Source organism: Microbacterium sp. str. 'China' (assembly GCF_002993305.1).
GTDB classification, from domain to species: domain Bacteria; phylum Actinomycetota; class Actinomycetes; order Actinomycetales; family Microbacteriaceae; genus Microbacterium; species Microbacterium paraoxydans.
In genome coordinates this window covers 2,302,082-2,320,059 of the sequence record NZ_CP027434.1, presented here as the reverse complement: position 1 = coordinate 2,320,059, position 17,978 = coordinate 2,302,082, and the positions used below count along the sequence as shown (strand labels likewise).

Below are 17,978 nucleotides of genomic sequence, written 5' to 3'. Positions count from 1 at the left end.
CATGCTGCTCGATCGCGCCCTCGACGCGTACCTGCGTCATGTGACGATCGAGCGCGGGCTCAGCAGCCACACCGTCGGCGCCTACCGGCGGGACCTCGAGGGCTACCGGGACTGGATCACGGCGGAAGGGATCGAGGACACCGCGGACATCACGCCTGCCGTCATCGACCGCTTCATCGCCGACCGCGCCTCGGCGGAGCCGCCCCCGGCCGCGACGAGTCTGGCGCGCCTGCAGTCCTCGGTGCGCGGCTGGCACCGGTTCCTCGCCCGTGAGGGCATCGAGGCGGACGATCCGACCGGACGGCTCCGCCCGCCGAAGACCCCGCGCCGGCTGCCGAAAGCCCTCACGATCGACCAGGTGGAGCGGCTGCTCGCCGCGCCGTCGGCCGAGGAGCCGCTCGGCATCCGCGACCGGGCGCTGCTGGAGCTCCTCTACGCCACGGGCGCCCGGGTGTCGGAGGCGGTCGGTCTCGACGTCGACGACATGGCGCACGGCGAGGTGCTGCGCCTGCGGGGCAAGGGCTCGAAGGAGCGCATCGTCCCGGTGGGGTCGTACGCCCGTGCCGCCGTCGACGCCTACCTCACCCGGGTCCGCCCGGAGCTCGCCGCGAAGGGCCGCGCATCGGCCCGGCTCTTCCTCGGCGCACGCGGTGCCCCGCTCTCGCGACAGAGCGCGTGGCTGGTGATCCGTTCCGCCGCGGAGCGCGCACAGCTCACGACCGAGGTCTCCCCGCACACGCTGCGCCACTCGTTCGCGACGCACCTCCTGCAGGGCGGCGCCGACGTGCGGGTGGTGCAGGAGCTGCTGGGGCACTCCTCGGTCGCGACGACGCAGATCTACACGCATGTGTCGGTGGATGCTCTCCGTGACATCTACGCGACCTCTCATCCCCGGGCGCGCTGACCGCGCAGGCCGCGGCCGGTACCGGGACCGCCGCGCGCCGAGCCGGCTGAGGAACGCTGGGCGGCTACAATCGAGCAAGCACGAAGGAGCAGGAGAACCGGTGGCTGAGAAAGTGGCGAAGTCCAGGGCGAAGGCGCAGAAGGCCGACGACACCCCCATGGGACCCACCGGCCGTCCGTACCAGGGCTTCCCGATCCCGGCGCCTCTGAAGTCGCACGGCCCGGCCCGCATCATCGCGCTCTGCAACCAGAAGGGCGGCGTCGGCAAGACGACCACCTCCATCAACCTCGCCGCCGCGCTCGCGGAGTACGGCCGCAAGGTGCTCGCCGTGGACTTCGACCCGCAGGGCGCGCTGTCCGCCGGTCTCGGCATCCAGACGCACGACGTCCCGACGGTCTACGACCTCCTGCTCGACACGAAGCGCGATGCGCACGACGCGATCGTGCACTCGAACGTGCCCGGTCTCGACGTCCTTCCCGCGAACATCGACCTCTCCGCCGCGGAGGTGCACCTCGTCAACGAGGTCGCCCGCGAGACGATCCTCGCCCGCGTGCTGCGCCAGGTGGCGGGGGAGTACGACGTCATCCTCATCGACTGCCAGCCGTCGCTCGGTCTGCTGACCGTGAACGCGCTGACGGCGGCGCACGGCGTCATCATCCCGCTCGAGTGCGAGTTCTTCGCGCTCCGCGGTGTCGCGCTCCTCATCGAGACCATCGACAAGGTCCGCGACCGGCTGAACCCCTCCATCGAGATGGACGGGCTGCTGGCGACCATGTACGACCCTCGCACGCTGCACTCGCGCGAGGTGCTCGAGCGGGTCGTGGAGGCGTTCGGCGACGACGTGCTGGAGACCGTGATCGGCCGCACCGTGAAGTTCCCGGATGCGTCGGTCTCGGGGGTCCCGATCACCGAGTTCGCTCCGGAGCACGCGGCCGCACAGGCATACCTGCGGCTGGCCAGGGAGCTGGTCGCCCGTGGCGCCGTCGCCTGACGAGCTCGGAACGGCTGAGGTCACGGCATCCGCCGACGCCGTCGACGCGGCGGAGTCTTCGTCAGCCGACGACGCCGCGGGGTTCCGCGTCTCGCTGTCGAACTTCGACGGCCCCTTCGACCTCCTGCTGAACCTCATCTCGAAGCACGAGATGGACATCACCGAGGTGTCGCTGAGCGCCGTCACCAACGAGTTCATCGCGTACCTCGCCGACCTGGAGGACGAGGAGGAGCTGGATCAGGCCTCGGAGTTCCTCGTCGTCGCCGCGACCCTGCTGGATATGAAGGTCGCGGGACTGCTGCCGCAGGGCGAGCTCGTCGACGCCGAGGCCGTCGCCCTGCTCGAAGCGCGCGACCTGCTCTTCGCCCGCCTCCTGCAATACCGCGCGTTCAAAGAGGTCTCCGCCTGGTTCTCGCGGTGCCTGCAGCGGGAGGACCGCCGTCATGTGCGTGCGGTGCCTCTGGAGGAGAAGCACCGGAAGCAGACGCCCGAGCTCGTCTGGTCGCTCACCCCCGACGACTTCGCGGCGCTGGCGCTTCTGGCCTTCGCGCCGAAGGAGATCCCGCACGTCGGCCTCGACCATCTGCATGCACCCCTGGTCAGCATCCGCGAGCAGGCCGCCATCGTCGTCACGCTGCTGCGCGGCACCGAATCGCTGAGCTTCCGCGAGCTCGTCGCCGGCGTCACCGAGCCGGGTATCGTCGTGGCCCGCTTCATCTCGGTGCTGGAGCTGTACCGGCACGCTGCGCTCTCCTTCGAACAATTGGAACCGCTCGGGGAGCTCACGCTCCGCTGGGCCGCCGACTCCTGGTCGGACGAGACACTCGCGACCCTGGGGGCCGACTATGACCGATGACGTGACCGAGGCAGAGACCGGGCTCCGGGACGAGCCCGACGCCGTGACGGGGTCCGAGCTCCCGCTCAGCGAGCGTGTGGAGGCGATCCTCTTCATCGTCGACGAGCCGATCGGCCTGGTGGCTCTCGCCGCAGCGGTCGGCGCGCCGGTGCCCGCCGTCCGGCAGACGGTCGAGTCGCTGGTCGAGGACTACGACGGTCGAGGCGCGGGTCCGCGGCGCGGCTTCGAGCTGCGGGAGGTCGGCGGTGGATGGCGGCTCTACGTCCGCGAAGACCTCGATCCGGTCGTGGCGGAGTTCGTCGGTGGTCAGGCGCCGGCCCGGCTCTCCCAGGCGGCGCTGGAGACACTCGCGGTGATCGCGTACAAACAGCCGGTGACCCGGAGCCAGGTGGCCTCGATCCGCGCGGTCAACGTCGACTCCGTGGTCCGCACCCTGCTCGCGCGGGGGCTGATCACGGAACTGTTCGCCGATTCCGAGACCGGCGCGATCAACTACGGCACGACCGATGCGCTCCTCCAGCATCTCGGCATCAACTCTCTGGATGAGCTTCCGCCGATCTCGCCGCTCCTCGACGACGGCGCCGACGGCTTCGACGAAGGGACGGTCCGATGACCACCGACGCCCACGATTCCGCCGCTCCCGAAGGCGTGCGACTGCAGAAGGTGCTGGCGGCCGCCGGTGTGGCGTCCCGTCGGGTCGTCGAGCAGTACATCGTCGAGGGGCGCATCCGCGTGAACGGCCAGGTGGTCACCGAGCTCGGCCGCCGCATCGACCCGGAGCGGGACCTCGTGGACGTGGACGGCACCGCAGTGCAGCTCGACGTGTCCAAGCGCTACGTGATGCTGAACAAGCCGACGGGTGTGGTCAGCAGCATGCGTGACGAGAGCGGACGCCCTGATCTCCGGCGCTTCACGAAGGACTACGAGGAGCGGCTGTACAACGTCGGGCGTCTGGACGCCGAGACCAGCGGACTGCTACTGCTCACCAACGACGGCGAGCTCGCGCACGTGCTCGCGCACCCTTCCTTCGGTGTCACCAAGGTCTACATCGCGAAGGTCGAGGGGGCGGTCACGGCGCAGACCATCTCGAAGCTCACGAAGGGCATCGAGCTGGAGGACGGCCCCATCGCCGCCGACAAGGCCCGGCTGCTGGACACGTCGCGCGGCTCGAGCCTCGTGGAGCTCACGCTGCACTCCGGCCGCAATCGGATCGTGCGCCGGATGATGGCCGCGGTCGGCCATCCGGTCACGGAACTCGTGCGGAGGCAGTTCGGTCCGCTGCACCTGGGAACCCTCCCGGCCGGTCGGACGCGGGAACTGAGTAAAATCGAACTCGGCGCGCTGCTGACTCTCGCGCGCCGGGAATCCGGTGTCGCCGAGGCGCCAGGCGAGCAGGAGAGCGAATGACCCAGACGACGAGTGCGCCCGCGGCGCGGAAGACCGGTGCCGTGGCGCCGCGTCTGTCCGGCACCGTGCGCATCGTCGGCGCCGGGCTGCTCGGTGCCAGCGTCGGCCACGCCCTCCGAGCGAAGGGCATCGACGTCGTCCTCACCGACGCGTCCCCTGCGCAGCTGCGCCTCGCCGTCGACTACGGTGCCGGGCGGCTTCCGCAGGACGACGACGCGCCGGTGCTCATCGTCGTGGCCGTGCCGCCGGACGTGACCGCCGACGTGATCCAGGCCGAGCTCGAGCGGTACCCCGACGCCGTCGTGACCGATGTCGCGAGTGTCAAGCTGGAGCCGTTCCGCACGCTGCGGGAGCGCGGCGTCAACCTCGCCCGCTACATCGGCTCGCACCCGCTCGCCGGTCGGGAGCGCGGCGGGGCGATCTCGGCGAGAGCCGATCTCTTCATCGGGCGGCCGTGGGTCGTGTGCCGCGACGAGGACACCACCGCGCCGGACCTCGCGCTGGTCGAGGCACTGGCCCTCGACGTCGGCGCGATGCCGCTGGAGATGACCCCGGAGGAGCACGACCGCTCCGTCGCCCTCACGTCGCATGTGCCGCAGGTCGTCGCGAGTCTCCTCGCCGGTCGGCTGGCCGGGGCCGAGGAGGGCGCCCTCCGTCTGGCCGGGCAGGGCGTGCGGGACACCACGCGCATCGCCGCGTCCGCTCCCGAACTGTGGGTGCAGATCCTCGGCGCCAACGCCGGTCCCGTCGTCGAGATCCTCGACGCGCTCGCGACCGACCTGAGCGAGGTCGCCGATGCGCTGCGCGCTCCCGCGGCCCCCGGTGCCCGACGCGTGCTCGCGGAGACCATCCGCCAGGGCAACGACGGCGTCGAGCGCCTCCCCGGCAAGCACGGACAGAACCGACGCTTCGAGACACTGGTCGTCATGGTCGACGACACCGCCGGTCAGCTGGGGCGCCTGTTCGGCGAGCTCGGAGAGCTGGGCGTCAACGTCGAGGACCTGCGCCTGGAGCACTCTCCGGGCGCGCAGTTCGGCCTCGCCGAGATCAGTGTCGACCCCGCGGCGCTGCACGGCGCGATCACCGGGCTCCAGGAACGCGGCTGGCGCATCGCAGGGAACACCAATGACTGACACCTCCACCATCTCCGCCACGAAGTTCATCGCCATCGACGGCCCCGCCGGGTCCGGCAAGTCGAGCGTCTCCAAGGCGATCGCGCGTCGCGAGGGCTTCGGCTACCTCGACACCGGGTCGGCCTACCGGGCTCTCGCCTGGCATGTGCTCGATCGCGGTGCAGACACCGACGACGCCGAGGCCGTGCGCGCCGCGGCCGCCGACTTCCCCGTCCGTCTCGGTCTCGACCCCGACGACCGCACGGTGCGCGTCGGCGACGTCGACGTGACGGAGGCGATCCGCGAACCGCGTGTGTCCGGTGCCGTGAGCGGCGTCGCCCGCGTGCCGGAGGTGCGCACCCAGGTCAACGAGCTCTTCCGGGCGCTGGTCGCCGAGGCGCCGTACCCGGCCGTCGTCGTCGAAGGACGCGACATCACGACCGTCGTGGCACCGGATGCGCCCGTGCGCATCCTGCTGACCGCGGCGCCCGAGGTGCGGGCCGCACGCCGCGCGGGCGAGCTCGCCGGCGAGAACGCCGCCGCCGTCGCGGACGCGCTGCACAAGCGCGACGCCTCCGACAGTGCCGTCGTCGACTTCCTCAACGCCGCGGAAGGCGTGGAGGTCGTCGACTCGACCGCACTCGATTTCCCCCAGACCATCGACGCCGTCCTCTCGGTGATCGAACGACTCCGAGGAGCAGACCGTGGCTGACGACGAATACGAAGGCGGTCCCGACCAGCTCGCCGAGAAGCTCGAGCAGATCGATGACCAGCTGGCCGAGCAGCGCGCGGAGACCCTGCGCGCCGGCCTGGCCGACTACGAGCTCGACGACGAGGACGCCGCGCTCCTCGCCGGCGTGGCGCTGGGCGAGGACGGCATCGAGTTCCTTCCTGCGCTGCCCGTGGTGGCGATCGTCGGGCGGCCGAACGTGGGCAAGTCCGCGCTCGTGAACCGGATCCTGGGCCGTCGCGAGGCCGTCGTGGAGGACACCCCCGGCGTCACCCGCGACCGCGTCACGTACAAGGCCGAGTGGAACGACCGCCGCTTCACGGTCGTCGACACCGGCGGCTGGGAGCCCGACGCCCGCGGCATCGACCGTTCGGTCGCGGCTCAGGCCGAGGTCGCGATCGACCTCTCCGATGTCGTGCTGTTCGTCGTGGACGCCATGGTGGGCGCCACGTCGACCGACGAGCACGTCGTGAAGCTGCTGCGCAAGAGCGGCAAGCCGGTATTCCTCGTCGCCAACAAGATCGACGACGCTCGTCAGGAGCCGGAGGCCGCCGCCCTGTGGAACCTGGGTCTCGGGGAGCCGCACCCGGTCTCCGCGATCCACGGTCGTGGTGTCGCCGACCTCCTCGACGCTGTGCTGAAGAAGCTGCCGGAGATCTCCGCGGTGGCGAAGCAGGAGATCGGCGGTCCGCGCCGCGTCGCGATCCTGGGGCGCCCGAACGTCGGCAAGTCCTCGCTGCTGAACAAGGCCGCGGGCGAGGAGCGCGTCGTCGTCAACGACCTCGCCGGCACCACTCGCGACCCCGTGGACGAGGTCGTGGAGCTGGGCGGCAAGATGTGGCGCCTCGTCGACACGGCCGGTATCCGTCGCCGTGTGCATATGGCGCAGGGCGCCGACTTCTACGCGTCGCTGCGCACGTCCGCCGCGCTGGAGAAGGCAGAGGTCGCGATCGTCGTCCTCGACGTGTCGGAGTCGATCAGCGAGCAGGACGTACGGATCATCGACCTCGTGCTCGAGTCGGGTCGCGCGCTCGTCCTGGCGTTCAACAAGTGGGATCGCCTCAACGACGACGACCTGGAGAACGCCGACCGCCGCCGTTACCTGGAGCGCGAGATCGAGCAGGACCTCGCCCACGTGGCCTGGGCCCCGCGGGTGAACATCTCGGCGAAGACCGGTCGTCACCTCGACAAGCTCGTCCCCGCGCTCGAGATGGCGCTGGAGAACTGGGACCGCCGCATCCCGACAGGCAAGTTCAACGCGTTCCTCGCCGAACTCGTCGCCGAGCACCCGCATCCGGTGCGCGGCGGGAAGCAGCCGCGCATCCTCTTCGGGACGCAGGCCTCGACCCGTCCGCCGACGTTCGTGCTGTTCACGACCGGCTTCCTCGACCCGGGCTACCGCCGGTTCATCCAGCGCCGCCTGCGCGAGCTCTACCCGTTCGAGGGCACGCCGATCGTCATCAACATGCGCGTGCGGGAGCGTCGCCAGCGCTGACTCGTTGCCGCGCATGTCGCGGCGGTCGCGCCGGAGCCCCGATGCTGTGAAAAGCTGAGGGGGTGACTGTCGTACCTCCCGCCGCCGGTGAACCGCGTCGCCCCGAGGGGCCTCGCGATCCCGGCGATGCCTGGGTGGTCGCCGACACCGGTGAGCGGTACTGGGGGCGCTTCGGTGCAGCCGGCCTCCTCGCCGTCGACCCGGAGCGCGGCATCCTGCTGCAGCATCGGGTCGCGTGGAGCCACTTCGGCGGCACCTGGGGCCTTCCCGGCGGCGCGCTGCACGAGGGAGAAGCGGCCATCGTGGGCGCCGTGCGGGAGGCGCAGGAGGAGGCGGGAGTGCCGGATGGTGCGGTGCGGCCGCGCTTCACGAGCGTGCTCGACCTCGGCATCTGGTCGTACACCACCGTCGTCGCCGATGTGCGCACGCCGTTCGACCCCGTGATCAGCGATCCGGAGAGCGTCGCGCTGTCGTGGGTACCCGTCGAGGACGTGGACGCGCTGCCCCTGCATCCCGGCTTCGGTGCGGCGTGGCCGATGCTGCGGGCTCAGCTCTCGGCGCACCCAGTGGTCGTGGTGGACGCCGCCAACGTCGTGGGCTCGGTCCCGGACGGCTGGTGGAAGGATCGCGCCGGAGCCGCCGCACGACTGCGCGACCGTCTGACCGGGCTGTCGGTGCCCGCGGACGACCTCGGGCTCGCGGGGGACGCCTGGTTCCCGGAGGTCTCGCTCGTCGTGGAAGGTCGCGCGCGGGACATCGCGGAGGCCGCTGCGGCGGGATCACCCGCGGACGCCGCGGCCGCAGAAGCCGGAGTCGCGAGCTCGGCCCTGGACGTCGTGCGCGCCGAAGGCGCCGGTGACGATGCGATCGTCGCCGAGGTCGAACGCCGGGTCGCGAGCGCGTCGCCGGTTCTCGCGGTGACCAGTGACCGCGAGCTGCAGTCCCGCGTCGAGGCCGCCGGGGCGCAGGTGCGCTCGAGTGGCTGGCTCCTCCGTCTTCTCGACGCCTAGCGCGAGACGCGGGCGCTTCGCTCGCAGGCCCCAGGGGGCACGTGTTTCAGACGAAGGCGACCCGACGTGGGGCGTGATCGGTATGGACGGCGCCGAGGGGACTTCGCCATTCGAGAACCCCACCGGGTCGCTGTCGTACCGTCCAGCGCTGAGGCTCCGGGATATCGGGGTGTTTCAGCACGTGGTGTCCGCGGCAGAGATGCGCGAGGTTGTCGACGCGGGTCGGGCCGCCCTTCGCGTGATCCCAGGTGTGGTCGATGTCGCAGCGGTGTACCGGCTGTCGGCACCCGGGGAACCGGCAGTGCTGATCCCGGGCCCGGAGCAACCGGCGCATGCTCTCGGTCGGGCTGTAGGCGTCCGTTTCGATGACCTGCCCGTGCGGATCGAGGAACAAGCGCGTCCAGCCCCCGTCGCGACCGGCCAGAGCTCGCGCGATGTCCGGGTGCAGAGCGCCGTGTCCGTCCAGTTCGGCTGGACGGTCGTCGAGCCCCGCGAGGGTCGTCGCCGCCACGGTCACCTGCAGGCGGCCGCGCACGCCGGTGAGGCCCTCGCCCTCGACGGCGCTCGGATCGGCGGTGAGGAGGAGGTCGGTCAGAAGGTCGGCCTGCACCTGGCTCCAGGTGCGGGTGTCTGCAGGGAGCGATTCCGCCTCGGGGTCGAGTGCGTAGGTGTCGCCGTCGACGCTGGAGATCGTCGGGTCCGACCGAGTCTCGCCGCACGGGCGATCCGTCGCGAAGCGGTCGGCGGTCAGCACTTCGTGATGCGCAGGTGCCAGACGCGGCGTCGCTTCGTCCGACCCCGACGCCGCATCACGCGCAGTCCCCGCATCACGCGCAGTCCCCGAATCACGCGTGGGAGCCGCACCACGGGCCCGGATGACGGTGCGGGTGAGCTGGCTCAGTCGGTCGGCGATCGCCACCGCCGCCCATTCCGGGAGGACCGCCGTCAGGACCGCGAGGCCGTCGTCGACCGATCGCACCGTGACGCAGCGCTCGTCCGCGGCGCGGCGGTGTCGTTCCGTGATCGTCTCGCCGACAAGCGCGGAGGCGACGCGGCGGGCATGCACCCGCGTGCGCGCCGCGGTCTCGGCTTCGGCGACGACGAGCACCGCCGTCTCGAACAGCGCCATCGTCTCGGGCGCGACGACGCGGTTGCGGATGGCCTCGGCCACGACGGCGCTCGCCCGCGCGATCTCACGCACGTGCCCGGAGCTCAGAGACCCCGTGCGGAAGGCCTCTCGCACGCGGGGGAGAGCGGTGCTCAGGGCGAGAGCGTCGGCGAACGCGAACTCCATGGTGCCGGTGGAAAGATGCGCCGCTGTCGCGAACTCGGCGACCATCGAGCGGTGGATGGCATCACGGTGGTGCGGGGCCGCGGCCACGTCTTCGTCATGGAAAGCGATCTGCGCCACCAGGAGCTCCGCAGCCTCTGCCTCCAGTGCTGCGATGCGTCGACGGGTCTCCGTCCAGGCGTCTCGCACGCGCCTCCGCTCCTCGAGGTCGAGGGGTGCGGTCGGCGAGTTCGTCATACCTCGATTTTAGAACGTATGTTCGAATCCAGGAAGGGCTCAGTCGTGTTGTATATCGCCTCTTCCGCGGAGGCGGTCGATGTCCCGACGCTCCCGCTTCGTCGGTCGTCCGGCGCCGCGGTCTCGGACGCCGAGGGCTGCCTGCGGCTCGCGTTCCGGCGTTCGATCTTCGTAGGCGAGGGCGGCCAGCGGCGCTCCGACGCGCTTGACCAGGATCTGGCGCACGATCAGGATCCGGTCGAAACCCGCGATGCGGATCCGGAGCTCATCGCCCACGCGAACCGCCTGTGCAGCCTTCGCCTTGTCGTCGTTGACGCGCACATGCCCCGCACGGCATGCGGTGGTCGCCGCCGACCGGGTCTTGTAGACGCGCACCGCCCAGAGCCAGCTATCCACCCGCGCACTGTCGACCATCAGGCGGCCCTCCGCTGCAGGGAGACGAGGGCGCCGGCGATGATCAGGCCCTGGCCGAGCGTGTAGGTGAGCATCACGGCGGGGCTGCTCCAGGCCGGGAGCGCGTCGGGCAGGAAGAGCCGGAAAGCGAGGATCGTGTCACTCGCCAGGAAGAACGCCCCGCCCGTCGCGACGAGAGGATGGCATCGTGCGGCGAATGCTGCGGTGCCCGCGAGGAGCAGGCCATACAGGGCGACGCCGATGAGGAGCGGGCCCGTGTGCGGGCCGAGGACGAGGATCATCGCGAGCCACCAGACGGCGTAGATCGCGGTCCACCACGGTAGGCGGCGGCGCGCCAGGTGGCGGGCGAAGAGGACGATGTAGGCGATGTGCGCGAGGCCGAAGAAGGCGAGCATGAGCGGAAGCTCGGGTGCCGCGGGGAACAGCGCGCCCGCGCCGTCGCCGAGCCAGGAGAAGAGCAGGGCAACGAGGAGCAGGGCCACCGTCACGGGTGGGTGGATTCGCCGCGCCGCCACGAGGACCGGTACCGCGAGCAGCGGCATGAGCAGCAGCTTCGTCGGAGCCGCGAGATCGTGGTCCAGTGCGAGAAGCACGACGTGCAGGGCGGAGACCGCGGCGTAGGGGACGAACGCCCACACGATCGCGGGAGGACGGGTGCGGCGCTGCATCCCTCCATCGTATGACCGGAGGGGCATGTCGTCCCGAAGGTGTTCGATCGGACCGGGCCGACTCAGGACTCGACGGTGACCGTGGCCACGGCGCCCTCGGCATCGAGGTGCACGGCCGGCCAGTAGCCCTCCGGGAAGTGCTCGCCGCAGGAGTCTGTGAAGTGGAGGACGACGGTGCCGTCGCCGGAGGCCTCGATGGTCTCGAGGTCCAGGTCGTCCGCCGCCTCGTCGAGGTCGCTGGGGTCGGGGTCTCCGGTGCTGAACGTTGTCACCACGGCATCCGAGGCGACGCGGCGGAGGCCCGGGAGGCAGGCGATGACCGCACGCAGCCGGGGGAGCAGTGGAGCGACATCGCCTGGCGATGCGCCCTCGAGCATCAGCTCGTAGGTGCTGCCGTCGACCTCGACGCTGCCGACGAACCAGTCGTGGGTGAGGACGGAGCCGTCGTCGAGCTCGGAGGTCGCCCGGTGGAGCGGTCCGAGGTCGGGATCGTCGAGGGAGGAGTTCGCGTCGCTCATCCCTTCACGCTATCGGTCCCGTTCGGTGCGATGTCCAGGGCGACGAGCACGCGCCCCGGCTTCATCACCGCCTTCTCCGTGAAGCCCGCGCGCAGGAACGTCCCGAGCGTGCCGTGGTACAGATCGTTCGCGCGCTGCTTCTCGCCACGGGTGTCGACCGGATAGCCCTCGATGAGGCGGGCGCCGGACTCCCGCGCGAAGGCGATCGCGGCGTCGAGCAGCTCGGCGTTGAGCCCGGTGCCCCGATGCTCCCTGCGGACGACGAAGCAGGTGACCGCCCACACGGATTCGTCGTCGAACGGCTCGGTGCTCGATGCGGCGATCATGCGGGTGCGGGGGATCCGGGCCTGACGGGTGCGCGGGCCGATGCGGATCCAGCCTGCGGCCTCGCCGTCGACGCACGCGACCAGCCCCGGAGGGGGACCCTCGTCGATCTCGGCGCGGAACATCTCGGTGCGCTGAGGCGTGGTCGTCTGATTCCAGTCCTTGTTCGGCAGCACCGGCCAGATGCACTGGCAGCTCGCCCCGTCACCGCCGCCGGTGAGCGCGTGTTGCACGTCATCCCAGCGGGCGGTCGTCGCCAGCGCGGTCGTGATCGTCGACATGCAGGCGACGGTACAAGCAGCTTCCGACACCCCGCAACGCCTCGGTTCGCGAGAGGGCCTCCGGTGCGGCTAAGATAGGGGAGTTGCCTGCGCGAGAGTGCAGAACAACGGGCTGTGGCGCAGCTTGGTAGCGCACTTGACTGGGGGTCAAGGGGTCGCAGGTTCAAATCCTGTCAGCCCGACCGATAGGGCTGTTGGCAATACTGATTGCAGAACAGCTAGAGAAAAGGGAAGGGCACCTGCTTCGAGCAGGTGCCCTTCCCTTTTCTGCGTCTGCGAGATCGGATTCGAGTTCATATGGTCGAGTCCGCACGATTCTGGGGACGAAAACACGAACGCGCCCGGTTTTCGGGCGCGTTCGATTGTCCTGGTGTAGCGGGGAGCGTGCCGGGCGTGCCGCCGGCGGGCGTCGTCAGTGTACGGAGCCGTTCAGGTGCGCATTGGTGTCAGCGCGAGCTCGCTCGGTTGGCCGGGCGGTGTGTTCGTCAGCGACGATGCTCGACCGCCTCGGGGGATACTGAGGTCGCCGTTGCCTGTGGTCTTCGTGTAGCGATTGGCCCAGACGCGGTCGCGGCGGCGGATGGTGTGGACACGTGGAGTCGTGCGCGCTCGTTCGATCTCTCGGTCGCTGAAGAAGGCTGCGATCTTCCGGATGTTGTGGGCCGCGATGAGGAGTGTGACGAGGATCTGTGCGGCGGCGATTCCGCGGACGCGGCGGCGACCGGCGGTTTCGATGTCTGCGTCGCCTGATGCCTTGAGCTGATGGTTTCCGGACTCGACGGTGTTGCGGGCGTGGTCGTGGAAGGTCTCCCACTCTTCGGTGCCGTAGGCGAAGGCCTGCTGCGGGGCCTGCATCTCAGTGAGGTCGAACGCGGCCGAGTGCTTCTTGCAGATGGTGTCGAGGAACTCTTCTTCCAGGGTCTCGGGCTCGACCTCGGGGCGGGCCTTCTTAGCCGCGCTGAGCATCATCTCGCGGAGTGGGCAGGTGACCGTCGGACTGGGGCCGAGGGCCGGGCAGCGCAGCATCACTTTTCCGTCAGGCGTCTTCGCCTTGTCTTTGACGTGCAGCTGGAAGGCCTTCCGCTCTTCGATTCGGGCTCGATGCGTTGCGACGTCGATCACGTCGCCGAGACGATCCGGAGTGGCGTTCAGGAGGGGCTTCGGCGTGCTCGGGCAGTACGCGTCGCCTTCGACGAACAAGGCGCCGTGCTGGCCACCCTTGACGCCGACGCGGTCGGATCGGTAGTCCGTGGACGGAGTGAAGCCGGTTTTCAATGCCGGCTTCAGGAGTCGGAAGGGCTTGGCGTTGGCCCAGTACTGCTTGTCAGCGTCGGCGACACCAGGGGCGAGGTCGAGCATCGCTGCGGCTTCGAGGAGGTGCGCAGCTTCTTCGGCGACCTCCATGTTCGGGATGCTGAGGGACGCGGCGACCACGAGACTCGGGAACCGCTTTGAGCTGGGCTGCTCGGCGTCGACGCGAACGGCCAGGTTCGCCACCCATCCCCAGTCGTAGTCTCCCGACTTCCCGCGTTCAGGTGCGGTCTGGTCGACCTCGCCCTTCTGGTTGTCGACGCGCTCAGCTTTGCCGCTCTTGACGTGCCACCCGGCGAAGGCGTCCACGGGGCCAGGGGAGACCTCGCCGAAATCGGCTCCCTTTTCAGCCTTGACCTTGCTCGCGAGATGCTTGCGGCTGTACCCCTTGGTGGTGGGTGTGCCGATGTAGGTCTGGTCGAAGGAGAGATCCATCTGCTTCGAAGCCCGACGCACTTCTCGCGGCTGGAGCATGAACGTCATGCGGATAAAAAGGCGGGTGTACTCGTCCAGGCGCGCCTTGTACTTCTCCGCGCGCTCTGCGTCGTGATTGCGAAGGATCTCCTGGATCTGAGTGTGGGTCTTGGCAGTGTAGAGCTCCTGCGGGTAGGGGTCCATCAGGGTCTTCATTCGGTGGAACGCGCGAATCGTGTTCGTGTACCAGCGCTTCGTTGTGGCGACATGGGTAGCAAAGCTCGTGGGCGTCTCGGGCAGGTCGAGGAGGTCGCTGGACTTCGTGGAGAGCCTGTGCTGAAGAACGTACGCGGCACGCCGGATGTGGAGCGGGGCCCCTTCCTGAGCAAGAAGAAGGAGGGCGGTGAGCAGGGCGCGGTAGGAGATCATCGCGGGTCGTCCGCCCATACCGTCGCGTTTGGCATCTTCAGCGGCCCAACGGTCGAGTTGCTCGAGGATGCCGGACTGCCGGACGCGGGTTTCCGCCAAGGCCACAGTGGAGTCGTCGAACTGCTGGAGGTCGCGGCCGCGACCGAGGACCTCGCGCTCGGTGATGCCGCAGTCGTCGTTGTCGTCGAAGGCGCGGTAGTAGTCGATGTCGACGGAGGTCATCGTGCGACCTCCGCTCCGACGAGCTGAGCAGTGAAGTCAGCGACATCCAGCACGTTCGCGTGCTCGTAGTACCGAACGAGGGTCGAGTAGTGCTCGAACCCGGCCACTTCACGGAGCACGGGCAGCGGCACGTTGTTGTTGATGTGGTGCAGCAACCACGCCGCACGAAGCGCTGCCGGGGTGGGACGGACGGGCGCGGGGTGGTCAGTGAGGAAGGACTGGATGATGCGGGGCGGGTACTCGGCGATCCGCGGTCCACGAAACAGACGCTGGTCGGCGTCGGCCCGGCCGTCGATGCTGCGAAGCAGCACCCGAGCCCAGGCGTGTCGCACAGGTACGCGTCGGGCACGCTTGCCGACGACATCGACGAAGACGACGTCGCCGTCGCGGTGGATGTCGGCGACGCGGACGTTGACGATCTCGGCCGCGGTCAGTCCAGCGCCGCCGGCCAGTCCGAGGAGCGCCTGAGCGTTCTGGCGCTTCTTCACGGTGGTGAGCGAGTTCGCCCAGCTGTGCATCGACGCGATCTGCTTCGTCGTGAACGGGGAGCGGACCTTGCCGTGCGGTGCCGTGATGGCGATGAGGTCGGCGTCGGCGAGCTCGCGACCGATCTTCACCAGCTGACGGGATACGCCCCACCGGTGACCCGCGGATCGGTTCTTATGGACCGTCTCGAGAAACCGGTCGATGTTGCTCTGCGTGTAGACCCGACGGATCGTCAGCTCTGTACCCGTCCGCGCCCACACCCACATGTGGAACGACGCGGACATCGTCATCAGCCGGCGAGCCACATCGAACGAGTGCGGCAGCATCGCGGCTGCGGTCTCGACGGTGAAGGAGCGTGTGGCCGTCCAGGCGCCAGCCAGGGCGGCGCTGTTGGGCCGGTACTTGACGATGATGGGCGCGGCCAGCTCGGGCAGCTGCGGGTGGGATGCGAGTAGTGCTGCGGTCTCGTCGAGGTTGTCGCTGAGTCGGTGGTTTGGGTTCATGACCACCGTGTACGCGGCCAGTCGCCAAAGCGTGCGTACGGCGTGTCGCACTTCCCGCAGCACAGCGCACCGGCCTAGTCCCGAGAGCGCTCGAAGTCGGACTTCGATGGCGGAAGTGGTGCCCGCGACGGAAGGAACCGTCGAATCCTATCCAGCGCCGCAAGGTGCTCGAGCCCTGCGATACGAAGGAGTTCCCCCGGAGGTGTCCGGGCCTGCAGATGGGTGAGCAACCAAGTCGTCCGCATCCGCGCCGGCCTAACATCCAGCTCTGTCTTGTGCCCCCGATGTAAAAAGTCGGTGACCTGAGCCGACCGCACCCCCGTGCGTCCAATACGGAATACCCACTGGTCGTCGCCCAGCTCTTCTATCGCTTCTCGGAGTGCGGGTTGCCATGCAGGGAGAACCGGGACGAGCCGTGGTCGCCCCGACCATACCAGGATATGAACGTCGTCCCCGCGCACGTCGATGTCCCCGGTGCGCACCGACAGAAGTTCACGGGTCGCGAGGCCTGCTCCGAACCCCATCGCGAGGAGGGCGGCCGCGTCACGACGGCGGACAGTCGACCCCTGGGCGCCGGCCCAGCTCCGGAGGGCAGCGATCTCAGCTGAGTTGTATGGCGGAGTGGGATCAGACCGAGGAATAGGGAAGGGGGCCTCTGAGGGTGGGGTCACGGTGTCGACGATGGTGAGGAGGACGGAGCGATACGTGGCCCGGCTCCCGCGCGTGAACGATTCCATCCCTCGGTGGACGTACTCTTCGACCAGTCGACGCCGGAACATCTGTGCGACGTCGAGTTCCAGGCCTTTGGTCTGCCACGCCCACAGCACGAACGCCGTCGCGACCGGATACAGCGAACGCGCCTCCCGACCCGTCCGACTCGCCGTCTTGTTCACCGCAGCCGTCACGACCGGCCCCAGCGTCGTCCAGTACCGTGCCGCCTTCTTCGGCGCGAAGGCTCCGTCGTCGGCCTCATCGTCGACCTTGGTATCGGCCATGGTCCAGCTGTTCCTACTGCGGGAGTGGTGTTCGTGACACCTGGTTGATGCTCAACACCGTGGCGGACGTGCGGCGAGTGAACAACACTCCGGGGACGTCTCGGTCGATGAGGAGCACCATCGGAACGCCGACTCGGCACGTCGCGACAGCGACCAGCGCGGCGGATTCTGGGTCGAGCACCGTACGGACCCCTGTGCGCACTTCTACCGTGCGGGTGACCTGTCGGTTGTTCATGTCGAGGCAGTACTCGACTCCATCATCTGTGGTCACGACGAAGACGCCGTCCATCTCGTCGAGCACCCGGACCTGCGGCTCGTCGTCGATCTGCACGATGACGCCTCCTTTAAATGTCAGCAACCCTACGAAGCCGTCTAGGGCGACTCCGCCGACTCAGCGACAGCGACGCGTGTGCTCGGCGCGGTCTGACGACGGGTGCACACCGCGCATAGGTCCATTGGGCGAGCCGTCTCGCCCATGAAAGGACCCTGTGCGCGCGTCGACCCCTGCAGAACTCCACCAAGAAGCTGAACAACTACGACGGGCGGAGGGGCCCGTCGATCCCGTCGCCGACCGGTTCGCCGCGGCGGTGACGTTGGTTCTTGACGACCAAGTCGTACCTCAGCGCCGCGCAGCGACCTGGATCCGTTCTCTCCATGCCTACGAAGATCACTGGCGACACCACGGTCGCGCGCCACGCGAGAACACTCGCGCGAGGACGACCCTCATGGACGAGGAACGCCATCTCGGCGAGTGGGCTCGGTATCAGCGTCGCTTCGAAGGCGGCCTGAACGCGTACCAGCGCGCTCGACTCGACGTCTCACCCGCTTTCGAGTGGGATCCCCTGGATCGCGCGTGGAACGAAAGGTTCGAAGAATGCGAACGATTCGTCGCAGCGCATCGCACCCTTCCTCGATTGCACGCGGCAGATCGGGCAGAGTTCGTGCTCGCGCGATGGCTCGGCCGTCAATTGCTGCGACTCCGAAACGGACGACTTGAACGTGCTCGTACTCAGAAGTTGCTCCGACTTATTCGAGAAGCGCGCCGAACATAACCCCGGCCGCACCCGAGCGGTCCCACATGCTGAATTTCGTGCACGCTTCGCAATCCTGGCCTGATCGCATCCAGCAGTGGTCGGGCTGCAGGATGGTTGTCTACCAGACGCGAGAACGTCAAGTGCCAGCATTATCATTCGGGTCTCGGCGTCATTGCCGTGGGCGACCCCGCACCCCGAATCGCTAGTCTGGGCGAGGCCATGTCATGCTGCCATCCGTTGCTCTGAGTGGCTGCGCCGCCGGCTGTGGCGCTTGAGAAACGCTCGCTCATGCTTTCGGCGCAGCGAAAAGATAAGAAGTGTCTTAGCTTCGGCCTTACGATTCCGC

The 17,978-nt window shown here is 69.0% G+C and carries 17 protein-coding genes and 1 tRNA gene; 10 read left to right on the top strand and 8 right to left on the bottom strand.

Annotated features, from left to right (window positions below):
• Nucleotide 1 precedes the first annotated feature (1 nt).
• The 9 genes from xerD (at nucleotide 2) to C6C15_RS11125 (ending at nucleotide 8,505) form a co-directional block, all read left to right on the top strand.
• Nucleotides 2–904 (top strand): site-specific tyrosine recombinase XerD, encoded by a 903-nt coding sequence (xerD, locus tag C6C15_RS11165; RefSeq protein ID WP_105950127.1) that lies wholly within the window; start codon nucleotides 2–4, stop codon nucleotides 902–904.
• A 157-nt stretch (nucleotides 905–1,061) separates the two neighbouring features.
• Nucleotides 1,062–1,895: a ParA family protein gene (locus C6C15_RS11160; RefSeq protein ID WP_164498181.1), complete on the top strand. Its 834-nt coding sequence runs from the start codon at nucleotides 1,062–1,064 to the stop codon at nucleotides 1,893–1,895.
• On the top strand, nucleotides 1,879–2,751 hold the full coding sequence (locus C6C15_RS11155; protein WP_105950126.1) for a segregation and condensation protein A: 873 nt from the start codon (nucleotides 1,879–1,881) through the stop codon (nucleotides 2,749–2,751). The genes C6C15_RS11160 and C6C15_RS11155 overlap by 17 nt, the downstream gene beginning before the upstream one ends.
• Complete coding sequence (scpB, locus tag C6C15_RS11150; RefSeq protein ID WP_060921098.1) at nucleotides 2,741–3,364, top strand: SMC-Scp complex subunit ScpB; 624 nt, start codon at nucleotides 2,741–2,743, stop codon at nucleotides 3,362–3,364. The genes C6C15_RS11155 and scpB overlap by 11 nt, the downstream gene beginning before the upstream one ends.
• Nucleotides 3,361–4,158 (top strand): pseudouridine synthase, encoded by a 798-nt coding sequence (locus C6C15_RS11145; RefSeq protein WP_060921099.1) that lies wholly within the window; start codon nucleotides 3,361–3,363, stop codon nucleotides 4,156–4,158. Before scpB ends, C6C15_RS11145 begins: the two co-directional genes overlap by 4 nt.
• Nucleotides 4,155–5,291: a prephenate dehydrogenase gene (locus C6C15_RS11140; RefSeq protein ID WP_105950125.1), complete on the top strand. Its 1,137-nt coding sequence runs from the start codon at nucleotides 4,155–4,157 to the stop codon at nucleotides 5,289–5,291. The genes C6C15_RS11145 and C6C15_RS11140 overlap by 4 nt, the downstream gene beginning before the upstream one ends.
• Complete coding sequence (gene cmk, locus C6C15_RS11135) at nucleotides 5,284–5,982, top strand: (d)CMP kinase (RefSeq protein ID WP_060921101.1); 699 nt, start codon at nucleotides 5,284–5,286, stop codon at nucleotides 5,980–5,982. The genes C6C15_RS11140 and cmk overlap by 8 nt, the downstream gene beginning before the upstream one ends.
• Nucleotides 5,975–7,495: a ribosome biogenesis GTPase Der gene (gene der / locus C6C15_RS11130; RefSeq protein ID WP_105950124.1), complete on the top strand. Its 1,521-nt coding sequence runs from the start codon at nucleotides 5,975–5,977 to the stop codon at nucleotides 7,493–7,495. Before cmk ends, der begins: the two co-directional genes overlap by 8 nt.
• 62 nt (nucleotides 7,496–7,557) lie before the next feature.
• A complete protein-coding gene (locus tag C6C15_RS11125; RefSeq protein ID WP_105950123.1) occupies nucleotides 7,558–8,505 on the top strand; it encodes an NUDIX domain-containing protein in 948 nt (315 codons plus the stop codon).
• A 46-nt stretch (nucleotides 8,506–8,551) separates the two neighbouring features.
• Here C6C15_RS11125 and C6C15_RS11120 read toward each other — a convergent pair whose 3' ends face one another.
• From C6C15_RS11120 to C6C15_RS11100, 5 genes are all read right to left on the bottom strand, one after another.
• Nucleotides 8,552–10,033: an HNH endonuclease signature motif containing protein gene (locus C6C15_RS11120; protein WP_105950122.1), complete on the bottom strand. Its 1,482-nt coding sequence runs from the start codon at nucleotides 10,031–10,033 to the stop codon at nucleotides 8,552–8,554.
• 39 nt (nucleotides 10,034–10,072) lie between these two features.
• Nucleotides 10,073–10,447: an RNA-binding S4 domain-containing protein gene (locus C6C15_RS11115; RefSeq protein WP_105950121.1), complete on the bottom strand. Its 375-nt coding sequence runs from the start codon at nucleotides 10,445–10,447 to the stop codon at nucleotides 10,073–10,075.
• Nucleotides 10,447–11,115 carry a lysoplasmalogenase family protein gene (locus C6C15_RS11110; RefSeq protein ID WP_105950120.1) on the bottom strand — a complete coding sequence of 223 codons (669 nt, stop codon included), beginning with the start codon at nucleotides 11,113–11,115 and terminating at the stop codon, nucleotides 10,447–10,449. The genes C6C15_RS11115 and C6C15_RS11110 overlap by 1 nt, the downstream gene beginning before the upstream one ends.
• Nucleotides 11,116–11,177: 62 nt before the next feature.
• The gene (locus C6C15_RS11105) at nucleotides 11,178–11,633 is read right to left on the bottom strand and encodes a hypothetical protein (protein ID WP_105950119.1); all 456 of its coding nucleotides are present in this window, start codon (nucleotides 11,631–11,633) and stop codon (nucleotides 11,178–11,180) included.
• Nucleotides 11,630–12,238 carry a GNAT family N-acetyltransferase gene (locus C6C15_RS11100; protein WP_105950118.1) on the bottom strand — a complete coding sequence of 203 codons (609 nt, stop codon included), beginning with the start codon at nucleotides 12,236–12,238 and terminating at the stop codon, nucleotides 11,630–11,632. The genes C6C15_RS11105 and C6C15_RS11100 overlap by 4 nt, the downstream gene beginning before the upstream one ends.
• 108 nt (nucleotides 12,239–12,346) lie before the next feature.
• Here C6C15_RS11100 and C6C15_RS11095 point away from each other — a divergent pair.
• Nucleotides 12,347–12,420 (top strand) — tRNA-Pro (locus tag C6C15_RS11095).
• 247 nt (nucleotides 12,421–12,667) lie between these two features.
• Here the strand turns inward: C6C15_RS11095 and C6C15_RS11090 are convergent.
• The 3 genes from C6C15_RS11090 to C6C15_RS11075 all read right to left on the bottom strand — a co-directional run bounded on the left by C6C15_RS11090 (nucleotide 12,668) and on the right by C6C15_RS11075 (nucleotide 16,929).
• A complete protein-coding gene (locus tag C6C15_RS11090; RefSeq protein ID WP_105950117.1) occupies nucleotides 12,668–14,614 on the bottom strand; it encodes a hypothetical protein in 1,947 nt (648 codons plus the stop codon).
• The gene (locus tag C6C15_RS11085; RefSeq protein WP_105950116.1) at nucleotides 14,611–15,603 is read right to left on the bottom strand and encodes a tyrosine-type recombinase/integrase; all 993 of its coding nucleotides are present in this window, start codon (nucleotides 15,601–15,603) and stop codon (nucleotides 14,611–14,613) included. Before C6C15_RS11085 ends, C6C15_RS11090 begins: the two co-directional genes overlap by 4 nt.
• 1,008 nt (nucleotides 15,604–16,611) lie before the next feature.
• Nucleotides 16,612–16,929, bottom strand: coding sequence for a hypothetical protein (locus C6C15_RS11075; protein WP_105950114.1), 318 nt, complete (start codon nucleotides 16,927–16,929; stop codon nucleotides 16,612–16,614).
• Between the last annotated feature and the right edge of the window lie 1,049 nt (nucleotides 16,930–17,978).

What these genes read in the sequence shown, in the direction of transcription:
- xerD (WP_105950127.1), top strand. Translation starts at nt 2, where the DNA reads ATGCTGCTCGATCGCGCCCTCGACGCGTACCTGCGTCATGTGACGATC.
- C6C15_RS11160 (WP_164498181.1), top strand. Translation starts at nt 1,062, where the DNA reads ATGGGACCCACCGGCCGTCCGTACCAGGGCTTCCCGATCCCGGCGCCT.
- scpB (WP_060921098.1), top strand. Translation starts at nt 2,741, where the DNA reads ATGACCGATGACGTGACCGAGGCAGAGACCGGGCTCCGGGACGAGCCC.
- C6C15_RS11145 (WP_060921099.1), top strand. Translation starts at nt 3,361, where the DNA reads ATGACCACCGACGCCCACGATTCCGCCGCTCCCGAAGGCGTGCGACTG.
- C6C15_RS11140 (WP_105950125.1), top strand. Translation starts at nt 4,155, where the DNA reads ATGACCCAGACGACGAGTGCGCCCGCGGCGCGGAAGACCGGTGCCGTG.
- cmk (WP_060921101.1), top strand. Translation starts at nt 5,284, where the DNA reads ATGACTGACACCTCCACCATCTCCGCCACGAAGTTCATCGCCATCGAC.
- C6C15_RS11120 (WP_105950122.1), bottom strand. Translation starts at nt 10,033, where the DNA reads ATGACGAACTCGCCGACCGCACCCCTCGACCTCGAGGAGCGGAGGCGC.
- C6C15_RS11115 (WP_105950121.1), bottom strand. Translation starts at nt 10,447, where the DNA reads ATGGTCGACAGTGCGCGGGTGGATAGCTGGCTCTGGGCGGTGCGCGTC.
- C6C15_RS11110 (WP_105950120.1), bottom strand. Translation starts at nt 11,115, where the DNA reads ATGCAGCGCCGCACCCGTCCTCCCGCGATCGTGTGGGCGTTCGTCCCC.
- C6C15_RS11105 (WP_105950119.1), bottom strand. Translation starts at nt 11,633, where the DNA reads ATGAGCGACGCGAACTCCTCCCTCGACGATCCCGACCTCGGACCGCTC.
- C6C15_RS11100 (WP_105950118.1), bottom strand. Translation starts at nt 12,238, where the DNA reads ATGTCGACGATCACGACCGCGCTGGCGACGACCGCCCGCTGGGATGAC.
- C6C15_RS11090 (WP_105950117.1), bottom strand. Translation starts at nt 14,614, where the DNA reads ATGACCTCCGTCGACATCGACTACTACCGCGCCTTCGACGACAACGAC.
- C6C15_RS11085 (WP_105950116.1), bottom strand. Translation starts at nt 15,603, where the DNA reads ATGAACCCAAACCACCGACTCAGCGACAACCTCGACGAGACCGCAGCA.